The 16330-nt window shown below is 56.2% G+C and carries 12 protein-coding genes and 1 pseudogene; all 13 read right to left on the bottom strand.

Going from position 1 to position 16330, the window contains the following annotated elements; genetic code table 11:
• Window positions 1–4: 4 nt before the first annotated feature.
• The 13 genes and pseudogenes from QMG93_RS25825 to QMG93_RS25765 all read right to left on the bottom strand — a co-directional run bounded on the left by QMG93_RS25825 (window position 5) and on the right by QMG93_RS25765 (window position 16285).
• Window positions 5–967 carry an isochorismatase gene (locus tag QMG93_RS25825; protein ID WP_281941633.1) on the bottom strand — a complete coding sequence of 321 codons (963 nt, stop codon included), beginning with the start codon at window positions 965–967 and terminating at the stop codon, window positions 5–7.
• 26 nt (window positions 968–993) lie between these two features.
• Window positions 994–2625 (bottom strand): (2,3-dihydroxybenzoyl)adenylate synthase, encoded by a 1632-nt coding sequence (locus tag QMG93_RS25820; RefSeq protein ID WP_281941682.1) that lies wholly within the window; start codon window positions 2623–2625, stop codon window positions 994–996.
• Window positions 2625–3884: an isochorismate synthase DhbC gene (gene dhbC / locus QMG93_RS25815; protein ID WP_281941632.1), complete on the bottom strand. Its 1260-nt coding sequence runs from the start codon at window positions 3882–3884 to the stop codon at window positions 2625–2627. Before dhbC ends, QMG93_RS25820 begins: the two co-directional genes overlap by 1 nt.
• 29 nt (window positions 3885–3913) lie before the next feature.
• Complete coding sequence (locus tag QMG93_RS25810) at window positions 3914–4696, bottom strand: 2,3-dihydro-2,3-dihydroxybenzoate dehydrogenase (protein ID WP_281941630.1); 783 nt, start codon at window positions 4694–4696, stop codon at window positions 3914–3916.
• Between the two features lie 77 nt (window positions 4697–4773).
• Window positions 4774–5634 (bottom strand): alpha/beta hydrolase, encoded by an 861-nt coding sequence (locus tag QMG93_RS25805; protein WP_413789339.1) that lies wholly within the window; start codon window positions 5632–5634, stop codon window positions 4774–4776.
• Window positions 5635–5701: 67 nt separating this feature from the next.
• Entirely contained in the window at window positions 5702–6718 is a 1017-nt protein-coding gene (locus tag QMG93_RS25800; protein ID WP_281941626.1) for an ABC transporter substrate-binding protein, read from the bottom strand.
• Window positions 6719–6766: 48 nt separating this feature from the next.
• Entirely contained in the window at window positions 6767–7987 is a 1221-nt protein-coding gene (locus QMG93_RS25795; RefSeq protein ID WP_281941624.1) for a helix-turn-helix domain-containing protein, read from the bottom strand.
• A gap of 235 nt (window positions 7988–8222) precedes the next feature.
• Complete coding sequence (locus tag QMG93_RS25790; RefSeq protein ID WP_281941622.1) at window positions 8223–11660, bottom strand: non-ribosomal peptide synthetase; 3438 nt, start codon at window positions 11658–11660, stop codon at window positions 8223–8225.
• 221 nt (window positions 11661–11881) lie between these two features.
• Window positions 11882–12118 (bottom strand): annotated as a pseudogene (locus QMG93_RS25785) (DJ-1/PfpI family protein); the annotation flags it as partial.
• Between the two features lie 194 nt (window positions 12119–12312).
• Window positions 12313–13212, bottom strand: a complete 900-nt coding sequence (locus QMG93_RS25780) for a chitosanase (protein ID WP_281941620.1) — start codon at window positions 13210–13212, stop codon at window positions 12313–12315.
• Window positions 13213–13836: 624 nt separating this feature from the next.
• A complete protein-coding gene (locus QMG93_RS25775; protein ID WP_281941618.1) occupies window positions 13837–14019 on the bottom strand; it encodes a FeoB-associated Cys-rich membrane protein in 183 nt (60 codons plus the stop codon).
• Window positions 14020–14051: 32 nt separating this feature from the next.
• Window positions 14052–16061, bottom strand: a complete 2010-nt coding sequence (gene feoB / locus QMG93_RS25770; protein ID WP_281941616.1) for a ferrous iron transport protein B — start codon at window positions 16059–16061, stop codon at window positions 14052–14054.
• Complete coding sequence (locus tag QMG93_RS25765) at window positions 16058–16285, bottom strand: FeoA family protein (RefSeq protein ID WP_281941614.1); 228 nt, start codon at window positions 16283–16285, stop codon at window positions 16058–16060. Before QMG93_RS25765 ends, feoB begins: the two co-directional genes overlap by 4 nt.
• Window positions 16286–16330: the final 45 nt, after the last annotated feature.

Raw genomic sequence — 16330 nt, 5'->3', positions numbered from 1 at the left:
TCCTTCATGTCGTTATGTAATCTCCGTTCGGCAAAGTCCTGCTCAGGCGGGCGGACAGCAGAGCGAACCAATCGGCCAGCGTCGGACGCTCCGCCAGCTCCACGAAAGTGACTTCCGCCCCGGACCGCCGCCACCGTTCGGCCAGACTCATGATGCGGATCGAATCCAGGCCCCACTGCGTAATCAAGTTATCGTGCTCCGCGATGGACGACGGAGCTTCCTGCAGCAAGTCCGCCACCAGCTCCCGCAAGCCGTCCTTGGTCAGCGACCCGCTTTCCGCCGCCGGAGCCGCTTCCAATGCGGCTTCCGGCTCGGCTGAGGCTCCCGCTTCACCGCGGAGCGCCTTGATCAAACGTTCCGTTGTCATGACAACCGCGCAGCGTTCGGCCGCGTAGGTGATCGCCAGCCGGTGCTTCTCCAGCGAGAAGTCCGCCACCGCATCGGCGACGAAGAAAGGCTCCACTTCCTGCATGAACGCTTCGCAAGAAGTCATGAGGCAGCCGATGTGAGCGTAGATGCCGCATACGATCAACTGATCGCGGCCAAGCTGGGTCAGTCTGGCGCGGAAATCGGTCTTCTGAAAGGCGCTGTACCGCCATTTGGTCAGCACGATATCGCGCTCGCCCGGCGGCAGCTCCTTCACGATCTGCTTCTGATAGGGCCCGTCATTGATCCCGGGACCCCAGAAATCCTGCAGCAATCCGCGCTGCTCCGGTGTCTGGCCGCCCGGTTGGGCAGAATAGACGACCGGTATGCCCAGCTCGTCGCAAGCGCTTCGGAGCGCGCGGATGTTCTCCAGCAGTTCGATCACAGGGGAGGCCCCTGCCGTGAAAGCGTCCACGAAGTACTGCTGCATGTCATGAATCAGCAAAACCGCACGTTTCGGATCGGGCGTCCAATTCACCCGGTTAGTGGGCAGGTCGGACGCCGTCGGCATCGGATAAGGCGTTATGGCAGGAAGAGCCATCGTATCTCCTCTTTTCTCACGTTATTTTATTTTGTCGGAGGCGCAGCTAGAGCCTGCTGCTTCTGTTCTATCAGTCCGCGCAGCGCCTTTTTGCTGATCTTGCCGACCCCGGTTCGGGGGAACGAGTCCATAAATTCGACCCGGTCCGGAATTTTGTAAGCGGCCAGCCCCCGCTCCCTCAAGAACGCTTTGAGCTCGGCCGGAGTAGGTGCCGGTGAATACGGCACAATAAAGGCGCAGCTGCGCTCGCCAAGGTATGCGTCAGGCATCGAAACGACGGCGGCGTCATGCACGCCCGGATGAGCGAGGAGATGGTTCTCGACCTCCTCCGCCGCCACCTTGTCGCCGCCGCGGTTGATCTGGTCCTTCGCCCGGCCCTCGACGACAAGATAGCCCTCAGGCGTCATTCTCGCCATATCCCCTGTGCGGTAGAAGCCGTCCGCCGTGAACGCTCTGGCGTTGTGCTCTTCGGCTTTGTAATAGCCTCGGATCGTATAGGGCCCCCGCGTCAGCAGATGTCCGACCTGACCGGGAGCGACCTTTTCATCCTCGTCGTCCACGATGCGGATCTCATCATAAGGCGACATCGGTCTGCCCTGCGTATTCACCAGAATGTCCTCGGGATCGTCCGGCCGGGTATAGTTGACCAGCCCTTCCGCCATCCCGAACACCTGCTGCAAAGTGCAGCCCAGAACCGGCTTGACCTTACGGGCGGCCTCCGCACTGAACTTGGCCCCGCCGACCTGCAGCAGCCGAAGCGACGAAAGGTCGCTGCGGCGCGACTCGGCGGCGTCCAGCCAGACGAGAGCCAGCGGAGGCACGACGGCGGTGATCGTGACGCGTTCCCGCTCGATGAGAGGGAACGCCTCGTCCGGGCTGGAGCCGCGGGACAGCACGACGCGTCCGCCCGCATAGAGCGTGCCCAGCACGCCCGGGGAGCTCAGCGGATAGTTGTGGGCCGCAGGGAGCACGGCAAGATAAATGCTCTGCTCGTCGAGAGCGCACACTTCGGCGCTCATCCGCAAGCTGTAGATATAATCGTCGTGCGTGCGCGGAATCAGCTTCGGCAGCCCGGTGCTGCCGCCAGACAGCTGGAGAAACGCCACATCCCCGGAGCTTGGCCCCGGCAAATCGGGCAGCGGATCGGCGTACAGGTCGCGCAGCGCCGTAAACTTCCCGGGATCGCCGGCTACGATGACTTGGCGCAGCGTCGGCACCTGCTCCTGCACTTGCGCCGCCAGTTCCCGGTAATCGAAGCCTGCCTCGACATCCGGAATAATATAAGCATTCGCATTTGTAAACTCGGAAAAATAAACGATCTCACTTCTGCGATGAAGCGGAAGTGCGAATACCGGCAGCGCGCCCAGCCGAAACAGCGCAAAGCACACCTCGATAAACTCCGCGATATTGGGAAGCTGCAAAATCACCTTGTCGTCCTGCCGAATGCCGAGCTTGTAAAATCCGGCAGCCAACCGGTCGACTCTCGCATCCAGCTCGGCGTAGCTGATCCGGCTCGTTCCGCTGACGACCGCGATGCGGTCCCCGTAAGCGGCGGCGCGCTCGCGCAGCATCTCACCGAACGTCTCGCCCGCCCAGCAGCCGGTCTCCCGGTAAAAATCCGCCAGCTCTTGCGGCCATGAAGGATACTGCGAACGCATCATTTATCCCCCTTTACGACTGCCGGCTGCGGCTGATTCAGCCCCATCGCCTGCAGGAGCGTACGGAATTTGGCGGACGTTTCCGCCAGCTCGGCCTGCGGGCTCGATCCCTCGACGATCCCCGCGCCCGCGAACAACCGCAGCTCGCGGCCTTCCACCTCGGCGCAGCGAATCGTCACGACCCATTCCCCGTCACCGCTCGCATCGCACCAGCCGACCGCTCCCGTGAAGAAGCCCCGGTCAAACGGCTCGCTCTCGCGAATCGTTTCCCGCGCCAAATCGGTCGGCGTCCCGCAAATCGCCGGTGTCGGGTGCAGCGCCAAAGCCAGCTCCAGCGACGATACCCAAGGATCGGCCAGCTCTCCGGTGACGACCGTGGACAGATGCCACATCGTGGACGTCTGTACGAGCGAAGGCTCGCTTGGTACGTCCAAGCGGCTGCAATAAGGACGCAGCGCGTCAGCGACGGCTTCGATTACAACCGCATGCTCATGCCGGTCCTTCGCCGAGGCGAGCAGCGCCTCCGCCCTCCGCCGATCCTCGACCGGATCGCTGCTGCGGGGCGCAGAGCCCGCGAGCGGATTCGCCTTCAGCCGCCCTCCCGTTCTCGTCACAAGTAGCTCCGGGCTAGCACCGATCAGCGTTCGCGGCTCCTGACCGTTCGACTTGTCCGGGGTCCATGCGGCCCGTGCTTCTCCTGGGGCCAGATTCACCGCAAACGTATAGCCATGCGGATTATGCCGGGCCAGATTGCGGAGAAGCCGGTTGACATCAACCTTCGTCGGCAGCGTCAAATGCAAGGTTCTCCCGAGAACGACCTTGCGGAGGTCCCCCTTCTGAAAACGCGCCAACGCCCGGCTCACACCATGCTCGTAGACTTCCGGCTCCGGCACGGGGCGCAGCTTATAATCCGCGGTGTCGGGCTGCCTTTCCGCAGCCTCGCTGCCAAGCTGCAGTTTGCCGGCCCATCGGGCCGTCTGCGGTACGATCAGCTCCGCAGGCTTCACGGGATCGAAGGGGATCGCTCCCACGACAACGGAAGGCGCCCCCCCGGAAAATTGCGTGCGGGCCAGCAGCTCGGCCACGCGCTGCGGCAAGCTTTTGAGCCGATCCGCGCCACCCTGCACGGACAGTCTCGCCGCCTCCCCTTTCGCCAGCAGCGTACGCTGCGGCGAAGCCAGGAAAAACGACGAGCCGGCTTCGTACATATCGATCAGTTCGGAAGCCCATGCGGCAGGAACCGTTTCCAGATTCACCATGTCCATCATTCCTCTCTTTAAGAATGAAATTATCTTCCTAAGGTTGCACCGCCATCGATGCACAAATCGCTCATCGTTATATGACCCGCGCGGTCGGACACGAGAAAAACGACCGCATCCGCAATATCGGACGGTCTGGCCAGCTTCCCGAGCGGAATGCCCAGCCGAAACGACTCCGGCGAGCCCGCAATGACTGCCTGCTCCCCGGACTCATCCGCCCACAGCAGACGCTGCATTGCCGTATCGGTCGAACCCGGCGAGACGATATTGCAGCGGATATTGTGCCGGGCGTGCTCCAGCCCCAGACATTTGGTAAACATCGTCGACGCCGCCTTGGAGGCCGCATAAGCCGCCATATGCATGCGCGGTACCCCGGAGGCATTCGATCCTACGGTCACGATCGCCCCGGTTCGCCGGAAGGCCATGCGTCGAACGACGGCGCGGGATACGTAAAACACGCCTTTCGTGTTGACGGCGAATGTCGCCTCCCAGTCCTCGTCGCTGTACGATTCGATACGCCCCATCCGGAGCACCCCGGCGACATTGACGAGAATGCCGATGGGCCCAAGCTCCCGCTCGATCCGCTCCACCGCGTCCTCTACCGCCGAGCTGTCGCTGACGTCCGCCGGATAAGCCGCAGCCTGATAGCCCTGAGCATTCAGCTCCGCTGCAAGACTGCCCAGCCCGTCCGCATTGCGGTCTACGGCGGCCACGGAAGCCCCGAGCTCAGCCAGCGCACGCGCTACGGCTTCCCCTATGCCTTGGGCCGCTCCGGTGACGAGCGCGACTTTTCCTTTGATTCCAAGCTCCACCTCTTCATCTCCGTCCTTTCCCCTAATCTCGATATCCTTGCTTCCCCTGCATCTCCTTCCCGATAACTCGGCCTCCGTCACGGCCTCGGCCGAAGCGCCAGCCGCAAAGCCCGGCTGATCAGCACGGGCAGTACCGATACGTGCCCCTCGCCTTCAAACTCCTTATATTCCACGTCCAATCCGCGCTCGGACAAGGCGGCCAGCCGTTCCGAGAGCGCCAGCGCGCGGTCGCAGTTACGCGAGATATGCGTCTTCTCCAGCTCGCCAACGCCCAGCAGCAGCCCGATTCGATTGGCCCCAGGCTGCCATCCTGTCACAAATTCCCGCTCCGCCTCAAGCAGGAACGGCTCGTTCCAGTGCAGCGACGGGCTGCCCGCGATATAGCTTTGAAACGAATGCGGCTTCGCAAACAGCGCGTACAGCACAAATAACCCGCCGAGCGAATGTCCGAAAATCGTCTGTCTGCTGCGGTCCACTGGAAACTCGCCTTCGATCTGCGGCTTCAATTCCTCCTCGATGAATTTCAGGAAATGAGCGGCTCCGCCTTGCTCGGGAAGCGGCGTGCTGTCCGCTCGGTTCAAATATTCCTTCGTAGCCGCCGGCGTCAGATCGTAAAACCGCTCCGGCGCGAACGGTCCGTCCACCGGATACCCGATCCCGACGATAACCGCCGGGACGATCCCGGTTTTATCGGGCCGCCGGCTTTGCAGCCGCACGGCTTCCACCACCGTGCCGAATACCGAATTGGCATCCAGCAAATAAATGACTGGAAATCCGGCAGGAGGTGGGGCCTCCGGAGGCTTCGCCACGAGGATCTGGTACCTCCGGTGATGATCGCGCGATTTCATCGTCCACTGCTCCGCCCACGGAATATCGACTTTGCCGCGCGCGAGGTCTTTCAGCGTTACTTCGCTTTGTTCGTTCGGCTTGAACGTCACTATGCTTCCATCTCCTTCAATGCTTACGCTCTGAACCGCCACGCTTCCGTTCATCGGCGAATTCCGCTTATTTGACCAGATGCTTGACCGTATCGTCAATAATTTTCTCGTAAGCGATCAAACCATTCCCGAGCCAGTATTTATCGCTCACCTCGAACACCTGTCCCTGCTTGACGGCAGGCATCGCCTTCCAAATCGGGCTGTCCGTAATTTCTTTGATCCGCTCTGTGCCCTGACCATATTGATTGATGATGAAAATATAGTCCACGTCCAACTGAGGAAGAATTTCCAGGGAAATGGCGGCGCTATTCTCCTTCTCCACCAGCTTGGGCTTGCCCAGACCGAGCTTCTGATACAAGACCTGCCCGCTCATGTAGTTCCCGCCCATCAGGCTCACGCCCCTGGCTGCGAAGCGGATGACCGCCACCTTTTTCCCTTTTGCGGCTTGATCCAGCTTCTCCTTGGCTTCCTGCACTTTCTGGCGATACGCTTTGAGCGCCTGCTCCGCTTCCGCCGTTTTGCCGAGCAGACTCCCCAGAGTCGCAAGTGATTTCTCCACATCGCCGGAGGCATTCGTAAAAGCGTACGTCGGCGCAACCTTGGCGTACTTCTCATAATTGCCGTTGCCCGAATAGCTGTTATTTTGCAAAATGATCAAATCGGGATTATAAGCCATCAGCACTTCTGGAGAAGGGGGACCGCCCGAGAAATCGAGCCGGGGAACGCCGCTCAGCTCCTGCTGTAAATAATCTTGTCCTTGCGAACCGCTTGACCATTGGGCGACCGGCTTGATCCCAAGCTTCAACAAGGAGTCTTCCAGATACGGGGCAAACACCCGCTTCGGCGCGGCAGGTACCTTGACCTCATGACCCAGCTCGTCCTTGACGACCTGTTCTTGGGCAGGGGTCTGGCTTTTACCGTCTGCGGCAGCGTTTTTGTCGTTTGTATTGGCCTCCGGCGCAGGGGCTGCCCCCTTGTTCGCCGTGCCGCAGCCGGCCAGCAGTCCACCCGCCACGACGAGGCACAGCAAGACGGACATCGGCAACCTGCCGTCTAGTCTTAATCGATGAAGCATGTCACGCATGGAATCTCTCCTTCGTTGATAATAATTCTCATTCACGAGGATTATACATCATGGGCCGAAGCGGGCACCATGGACGCTATCCTGTAATGAATTTGGACAATTCCCTGTAAACAAGAGCTGTGCCTCATCCAGCATCCGCGCAACGGACACGGCGGAATACTCAAACCAAGGGTCCGAGGAAATCAAGTGCACCTGTCCGTTTCGGACGGCTTGGAGCTGACGCCATGCCGCCGAATGCTGGAGCGCCAGCCAATACGCCCGTGAAGCGGCCTCGGGACATACGAGAAGCAGCAGACGGTCGGGATTCAGCTCCGCAAGCCGTTCCATCGTAAGCGGCAGGTGGCCGGAGGGCTCTGCCCGGTAAACCAATTTCAGCTTTAAATCCCGGCAAAGCACATCCTCCATGCCGCGGTTGCAATAAGCATGGAGGCCTTGCCCGAAAATACGCAGAACCAGAATACGATCGGTGCCGAGAGCCTCGCCGATGTGCGCCCGGGCCAGCTCGGCCCGCCGTTCGTACCCGGCGATCCACTGCTCCGCCTTGTCCTCCTGCTCCAGGAACCGGGCGATCAGGCGAAGCTGCTCCCGCCATCCGTCCCGCTCCGCCGAAACGAATAAAGACGGCGCGATGTCCTCCAGCTTCCGTTTCTCGTCCTCGCCCAGCCGGTCGGTGCCGATAATCGCGTCAGGGCGCGCCTGCACAAGCGTCCCCAAATTTTCCTCGAACGACCGGCTCGTATAAGGGTCCGTCAGCTTGAGGGGGCGCTTGATCCGCTCTTTATAGACGTTATAGTAATAAGGAGTCCACTTGGAATCGAGCGGCGCGGCCGCCGGCATAATATTTAACGCCAGCAGTTGGCCGGTGACCGAGGAAGAGCATGCGGCGATTTGCTGCCTGGCTTTTTTGACATAGTCGGAGGGGGATACGCCCACCTCCTTCTTGAATTTGCGGCTGAAATAAAACTCGTCCTTGTACCCTACCTTCTGGGCGATTTCCCGCAGCCGCTCCTCCGATTCCATCAAATAGCGCTTGGCCCGGGTAATTCGGAGGTCCGTCAAATAATCCATCGCGCTCTGCCCGTACGTTTTCTTGAAGAGGTCCACAAAATATTTGGGGGTAATATTGGCCATCTGCGCCAGCTGTCCGATGGACAGCGGCTCGTTATAGTGCTCATTCATAAACTCGCGGATTTCAATCAGGCTTTTCTTCGGACTCCGGCTCCTCGCAGACGTGGTTCGTTCCCTCGGCAGCCTTTCTTTTTGAAGCATGATAGCCCTCCTCCCGGTATCCACATGATGACTTCTCGATAATGATAATCATTATCAGTAAGGTATCATATCCCTTTATTTCCAGTCAATCCCGTTCAAGAAAAATATAAGATTCACCCTTTCGCACAGCGTTGATAAAAAAATGACCGAAGAACATAAGCAACATCGCGTCGAACCGTTGCTTTTCTCCGGTCAGGCTTATTCAACTCAAATGACTACTTTTGGGGCGGGGCAGTCAGCATTTTCCGTATTCCGCACATGCCGCCTCGTGAAACGCCGCCCGGACTTCCTCCACGTCAATCTTGTAGCTGCAGCGAATGGAGAAAACGAAGCCGTCGGCGTGAGACGCGGCGATGCAGTTAAACAGCGAATAAATCGGCAGCGGATTCGGCTGTTTCACGACGGTTTCATCGTACAGGTTTTCCTGCAAACGCTCTTTGGTGCTGTTGCCCAAATAGTTAAACATGAACAGATCGAGGTGCTCATACTGCTCCCCAAACTGTACGAGCTGCTTGGTTCGGTCCCAGTTGCCACGGCAAGCGGGATCGGTAAGCAGGTGCATAAAATTGATGCTGCGGTCCTTCAAAAGATCCAGCCGGGTTCTTACGGTACGAAGCATCTCGTCCCGATGCAGCCTCGCATCGATCAAGAGAGGCACGAAATCGATATATTCCCCGACCGTATTGTAGTACGACGCCTCTTCGTACCTTCGTCCGTCATACAGGAACAGCAAGGGCAGATGATTCGCCGCCAAATAAGTTTGCAGCCCCTTGGTATACACGGAAAGCGCAGTCCCCAACGAATGCTCTTTGGCCGGAACATTTACGTTAAACAACAAAGCTTCGTCACTCGTTCGATGCGCCATCCGCCGCAAGATGTCGCGCTTGCTCTTATGAAACGTTTCCAGCTCGAAGGCCGCGATCCATTCTTGTTCCGTCATGCCTTTGGGTCCTTGCTGAATTTGACGCACATACTGAGCAAACGGCTTTACTTCCTCCGAAGGCAGCGCTTGGCCTTGAAGCAGACTTCTGTAGCAAGAGACCAGCTGCCGCTCGATGACTTCCGTTGTCACCCGGTCGCAAAGGACATGATGCAGGAGCCCGATGACATAATGCTCGCGCAGGTTTCGTTTCAGCACGACCATTTGATACAAAATATGCTCCCCGACGTACCGGGTGTTTTCAACGAAATCCTGCAGCATGTCCATAAACGGACCGCTCGGATCGCGGCCCGAAACATCGATGAGGCTAAGCTTCGGCGGACGTGCGGAAGGAAGCGCGTATTCCTTCCAGCATACACCCGGCTCCCCTTGGACGGGAACGCTTCTCAGCTGACCTTGATGTTGCACGAGCCAAGCGTAAGCTCGGTCTAAAAGCGCGTAATCCACATACTCGTCCAGCTTGAAGAAGACCAGACTGGGTGGCGTGTGGAACTTGATTTGCATTTGTTGTATCGCCCCGAGCGGGTATTCGTGCGTCACTTGCCCCGTTTGGATCCAGCGGTCCGTTTGATCGTAATCGTCTTGAAGCTGCCTGCGAATAGCTGTGGCCTCATCCGCTTCCATCCTCGTTAGACCGAGATGGCCGCAAAAGACCTCTTCGTCTATCGCTTGGTTCGGGTCCGTTTCGATTCTGTGGTGCAGAGGCACGATGTAGTGAGGCAGGAGCGTTCTGGCCACTTTGCCGTTCATCATCCCTACGAGTCTTTCAACGCATTCCTCATCTACAGCATCGCTGTAAAAAACGTAAATCTCTTTCGTTTCGTGAAGAAAATCGCACACTTGGTACGAGACCAGCTCGTATACGCCCCCCGTTTCCCGGTGCAGCCAAGAGATCAGTTCTTCTTTCGTTTCGATAAGATGTTCCTGAAGATGTTCCTGCTCCTTGGCCGATTGAAGGTAACCGGCCAGCGCCCGGACCGAATTATAGTGATAAATATCGGTTAAGGTAACGTAACATCCCGCTTTCTCCATTTCCGACATCAACGCCAGCGCTTTCAGCGAATGCCCGCCGAGATCGAAGAAGCCGTCCAACACGCTGAGGTTCGGAACGCCCAATACCCGCTGCCAAATTTCCGCCAGCTTGGCTTCCAGCTCTGTCACGGGAGCGGCGTGTGCTGCGCCGGTTTGCAGCCTGTCTTCCGGAGCCGGCAGCGCCTTGCGGTCCACCTTGCCGTTAATGGTCAGCGGGAGCTGCTCCAGTTGCACGAAGCAGGACGGGATCATGTAGTTCGGCAGCTCTTGCGCCAGAGCGCTTCGCGCCTCGCTTGCGGTGAACGCGCGGTCCGCCACAAAGTAGGCGCATAACTGCTTCTGCCCGCTCTCGTCCTCCCTGGCGACGACGACGGCCTCCCGGATCGCTTCCACTTTCGCGAGCTGAGACTCGATCTCTCCCGGCTCGATCCGGTATCCGCGAATTTTCACCTGGCCGTCGATCCGGCCTTTGTATTCCAGCGTGCCGTCGGAACGCCATCGGACCAAATCGCCCGTGCGGTAGCACCGCTCTCCCGGCCGATACGGGTTGTCGACGAACTTCTCCGCCGTGAGCTCAGGAAGGTTTAAATACCCGCGCGCAACGCCTTCCCCGCCGACGAGAAGCTCGCCCCATACTCCAATGGGCAGCAGTTTCATCGAACGGTCTGTCACGTAGGCTGCCGAATAGCGGATCGGACGGCCGATTGGCACCGGTTCCGTCTGCACTCCGACGATCGGATGCGTCGTGGAGAACGTCGTATTTTCTGTCGGGCCATAAGCGTTCACGATAGCGAGCCCGAGGTTATCGCGCAGCACAAGATTGACGTGCGGCACCGATAGGACATCTCCCCCGACAAGCAGCGTTCGCAGGCCGCCGAACAGTGCGCTGTCCTGCTGAGACAATTGATTAAAGAGCGGCGAGGTGAGCCACATCGTCGTAATCCCGTAACGCCGGATCGCCTCCTTCAACTTTTCCGCGTTCAAGATGACCTCGTTGTTCACGAGATAAAGCCGTCCGCCATTCAGCAGCGCTCCCCAAATCTCGAACGTGGAAGCGTCAAAAACGATAGCGCCCGTTTGCAAAATTCGCGTCGTTTCATCCAGTGCGACGTAGTTGCAATTTTTCACCAGCCGGACGACGCTGCGGTGTTCGACCATCACGCCTTTCGGCTTGCCGGTCGAACCCGATGTATAGATGACATAGGCCAAATGGTTCGGCCCCGCTGCGGGCTCAACATTCGATCCATTCCCGTCGTACGCTTGCGGATCATCCAAACGCACCGTTTTCCCGCTAAAGTCCGGATGTGCCGATAACCCGCCTCGGATGAGCAAAATGTTCGCGCCCGAGTCGTCCAGCATGTAGCGGATACGCTCCGCCGGATAACCAGGATCGATCGGCACGTACGCGCCGCCGGTTTTCAAGATGGCCAGGAGGCCCACGACCAGGTCCAAGGAACGTTCGATCATGATACAGACCGGTTGATCCGGCTGCACTCCTTCCGCCCGCAAGGTTCGCGCCAACCGATTGGCCCGCTCGTTCAGTTCGGCATACGTCAGTTGCCGGTCCCCGAATACGAGAGCCGGTTGGTCCGGCGTGCGCTCCGCCTGTTCCTCGAACAGCTGAAAGATCGTCTTCTCCCTCGGGTATCCGGCCCTGTTGCCGATCATTTGCAGCAATTGCGCCTCCTCCTGCAACGTCACTACCTCCCGTTCATCCATGCTTCCATTTGCAGACGATTGCCGATAACGAAATAACATTCATATATCATACAACATTGCTATTTATTTACTCTTTCACTTCTACTTGTAAGATTAACACTGTCGTTCCTTTTTTGTCCAATGAAATGCAATCGTCTTGAAACAAATTTATGTGGGCGCAAACGGTTGAAATAGATGGAAAGGATAGCAGTTGAGGTCAGGCTTCATTGCTTTGAAAGCTCTTGAAGCACCTCTCTTACCCGCTCGATCAACGGCGCCGGCGCTTTCTTTAACGAACCCGTATCAAACGGAGACTGAGGATCGTATTCCAAAATTAATTGGACCGCTTTACTCGTATCTTCTCCAAATTCCCATGCCGCCAATTGAAGCGCCATATCGATACCGATACCGGAGGAGACGCCGGCTGCCGTTACGATTTGACCGTGGCGAACCACTCTCTCAAACGAAATATACCATACATATGTAGGGTATATCTGTGTCAGCATGATGAATCCCGGATAACTCTAAAGAGCTAAAACCATGGCCCGCTAACGCTAAACTCCATTTTCATATGAAGGGAATTGCTTCTTAACTGTGAAAAAGACGGCCGCAAAATGCGACCGTCCTTAATAACGGGTCCTAAAAAAGAAGGAGCTTACTTCATTTCCCAGTCCGTAACCTGTGCAATCTCGGAATCGACGTTCTTCAGATTCATTTTCCCCATGTCCACGAGAGTGTCCCATTGTTTTACGCGGTTTTTACCGTTAGGTGGCTGATTGTACTCGTTCGTATCCACAACCAAGGTACGCTTGGCATGGAAATTCTTCATGAAGGTTTTCTCATTCGAGCTGCTGCCGGAACGGGCGAGCAGACCTTGAAGCGTATCCGAGCCGCCGGTAGCGCCTTGATTCAGCGCCGTATCGACAAACGATCCGATTGTCAATGCACTGGTAAAACCGCGCTGACGCGCTTGTTCAACGCTGTACCGGATATACACGTTATAGAATGTTTCCCACATCGCTTTTCTCCAGGCCGCATCGTTTTGAAGCTTTTCAATCTTGCCGCAGAACACCTTTTCGCTATCTTTAATTTCCAGAATCGAGCCTTTCATTTTCCCGTTGATGCCAAGGCGCTTCAGTGCGCCTTCGGCCGACGGGTTGCTGGCTCCTTTGGCAGCGTCATAGGCTTTGAAGAGGTCCGGGCCATCGGGATGGGTATCTCTGGAGCCGCCTGTGGTAGCGCCGAAAATACCGATCGTATACCCGCGCTTATCTTTAATGTCTTCGCAATACCCGTAGTATTTGGTCCAGTTCAAATCGTCCTGCTCCGGTTTATTGATGAGCTTCATGATGTTGTTCCACTGCTCGCCATCGAGCCCCGTATTATTGCGAAGGAATTTCAGGGTTTCCGGGGAGAAATTATCGTCGGGAGAGGCTGCGGCTGCTTTGGATGGCTCGAACAAAGCGGATGCGCCAAACAAGGAAGCCAGTAAGGTAAAACAAATAAAGGCTAACAAAATTTTGGCCCGGCTTTTGGATGGTCTAGCATTGGACATATGCATGTAATCCCTCCTAAAAATGTTGACCGCATGAATAAACAACAGGCTGCTTGCCGCTTTACAGGCAATTTAAATCTAATTATCTTCTCCTTTCTCCTCAATACATATAAACGTTTATATTTTTGTGCATCGGTTAACCAGCTGGTTTTCAGCTTATACCCGTCCCTCCCTTCTTCGTTTTAATATAATCGTTTATACTTTCAGACGTTAGTTCCCTTTCAGAAATCTAACCCTGAGTATCCTCGACTTTCACCAAGGAAAATATAAACGTTTATATTTTTAGGTTAAAAGAGGCCTTATATTCGAAAAGCAGCCCAGTGTTGCGTACAACACCGAATCACTTTTAACCTCGCGTATAAAACCGCTTACTTCCAAGATTACCACCAGAATCGGACATTGTGAAGACACTTTTTTAATAAATATGGCTGCCGCCCGAATAAAATATATGCTGCATCACCGCTTTTAAACACACATCAATGCTAAACAAGACAACGCGCCCATGGAACGGACGTTTCCTGAGCGCGTAATGTACAGCTGCCGATCGATAAGCAAATAGATCCGTAACCATTCCGCTTCGATTTTGCGTATCGCCGGGTCGCTGCGATTGGCGCAGTTCAATAATTACAGTTTGCTCATCGTTGATGCCGAGACATCCGCATAAGTTGCATCAGAACATCCAGATAAACACGTCTTGTTCAACGAGCATGCCGCACATTTTCCTTGACGCGTCTTCCGTACATAACGGACAAGCGACCAAGCCGCATACCCGAAAATAACGACCCCGGCAATGATACTGAATACCATACGGTTCCTCCTTCACGAGCGCATCTAGCGAATTAATGAAACCCAAGTACCCTACCGACATTATAGACAGCTAGCGCGATCACATAAGCTATTGCCAGTGCGTAACCGATGGAAAACCACGTCCATCGGGCCGACCCCGTTTCTTTTCGAATAACCCCGACTGTCGCAAGGCAAGGAACGTAAAGCAAGATGAAAACCATAAAGCTAAAAGCCTGAAGCGGAGTAAAAAACGGCGAGATCATTCCCGAAAGACCGGCATCGTCAGGAGCCGCATAAATGATGCCCATCGTCGAGACGACGACTTCCTTCGCCAGAAATCCGGTAAGCAGCGCGGCACCCGCTTGCCAATTGCCGAAACCGAGCGGAGCAAGGACCGGCGACAAGATGGAACCGATGGCCTGGAGGAAGCTTTCGTTCATCGGCACGTTCCATCCGCCAGGCCCGGTGTATCCAAGCAGCCATATGACGACCGAGCCGCCGAAAATGAACGTTCCCGCTTTTCGGACGAATCCCTTGCCTTTCTCCCATGTGCTCCGCGCCAACGTTCGCCACTGCGGAATACGATACGGCGGTAGTTCGATGACAAACAGAGATTGTTCGCTCTTCGCGATCGTCAAGGAGAACACCTTTGCCAACACGAGCGCCACGACAACCCCTAATACGTATAACGATAAAACGATAAGAGCCTGATTACTTTTGAAAAACGTCCCGACAAACAAGCTGTAGACCGATAATCGCGCGGAACACGACATAAGCGGCGTAAGCAAAACGGTCAGCAAGCGCTCCTTCGGCTGCTCTATCGTCCTTGCGGCCATGACGCCGGGAACGTTGCATCCAAACCCGATAATCATCGGGATGAACGCCTTGCCATTCAGGCCGACACCTTCCATTAGCCGATCCATAACGGCCGCAATGCGAGCCATGTAACCGGAGTCCTCTATGAAGGATATGATGAGAAAAAGCATGAAAATTTGTGGTACGAACACCAATACACCGCCCACACCGCTTATGATCCCATCCAAAATAACCGACTTGATGAACTCCGCGGCGCCGAACGTGTCAAGCAAGGAGCTGATTCCGTTCTTAACCGGACCGTTCAGCAAAGCATCCAGTTGATCGGATAACGGAGTGCCGACCCAATCGAACGTCAGCTTGAACGTCAAATACATGAACGCAAGAAATATGGGAATGCCGAAAACCTTATTCGTAGCGATATCGTCGATCCGCTCTGACAGCGTTCTTCTGCCCTTCTTCGTTTCCCGAACGGAGCGTTGCAGCCACCCGTCAATCATGACTGCGCGCTGTGACCGGATGTACTGGCGTATATCTCTCATGCCCATACTCTGCCTAACTTCGAGTTCGATCGCGTCATAGAATGACTGAAGCCAAGCGGGATCGATGAATTTGCAAAGCCGCTGCAGGACAAGTATATTCCCTTCCAGAAACTGCAGCGCGAGCCAGCGCTTCCGTTCCATCTGAGCCGGCATCCGGGCCTCCAGATCGGAAATGGCTTTTTCCAGAAGCGATCCGTAATCGAATCGCCGCGGCAGCGATTCATTCTGCTCGGTCTCTGCGGCCATAACCCGCTCCAGCTCTTTGCAGCCTCGGCCCGATCGGGCGACCACGGGTACGACCTTCGCGCCTAGCTGCGCCTCCAGTTCGCATACATCGATGCGAAGCCCGCGCGCTTCGGCCACGTCGACCATGTTTAGCGCGACGACGACCGGTACACCGTACTCGAGCAGTTGCACGGTCAAGTGCAGGTTGCGTTCCAATTGCGATGCGTCTACGACGTTCAACAACATCGACGGCGACTCTTCCAGCAAGTAGCGCGACGCCACACCCTCATCCTCAGAAAGCGGGCTAAGGGAATAGATCCCCGGCAAATCGATAACTTTTCCTCTTTTGCTCGTTAACGTACCGACCTTCTTTTCCACCGTCACGCCCGCCCAGTTGCCCACATATTCGTAAGAGCTTGTCATCGTGTTAAAGAGCGACGTTTTCCCCGTATTCGGGTTCCCGGCAAGAGCAACGGTGATCATACCGCTTCCACCTGTATACAAACCGCTTCTTTGCGCCGAATGGCAATCCACTGCCCTTTCGTTTCGATCATGCACGGACCGCCAAACGGCAGTACTTTGCGAAGCGAGATGACGGATCCTTCCATAATGCCGAAATCGTTCAGCCTATGCAGGACAAGTTCATTCACGGATGCCAAATCGATTATTTTCACCTTGGTGTCTCGGGCAATATCCGTTAATCTCATCGTTATCATCCTAACCTCTAAGAATTGGATATTGTTGATAATGAT

The sequence above is a fragment of the Paenibacillus tyrphae genome, from assembly GCF_027925525.1.
In the GTDB taxonomy this organism is placed as follows: Bacteria; Bacillota; Bacilli; order Paenibacillales; family NBRC-103111; genus Paenibacillus_G; species Paenibacillus_G tyrfis_B.
The sequence above is the reverse complement of the archived record's forward strand: the minus strand, read 5'-3'. Positions and strand labels throughout refer to the sequence as shown.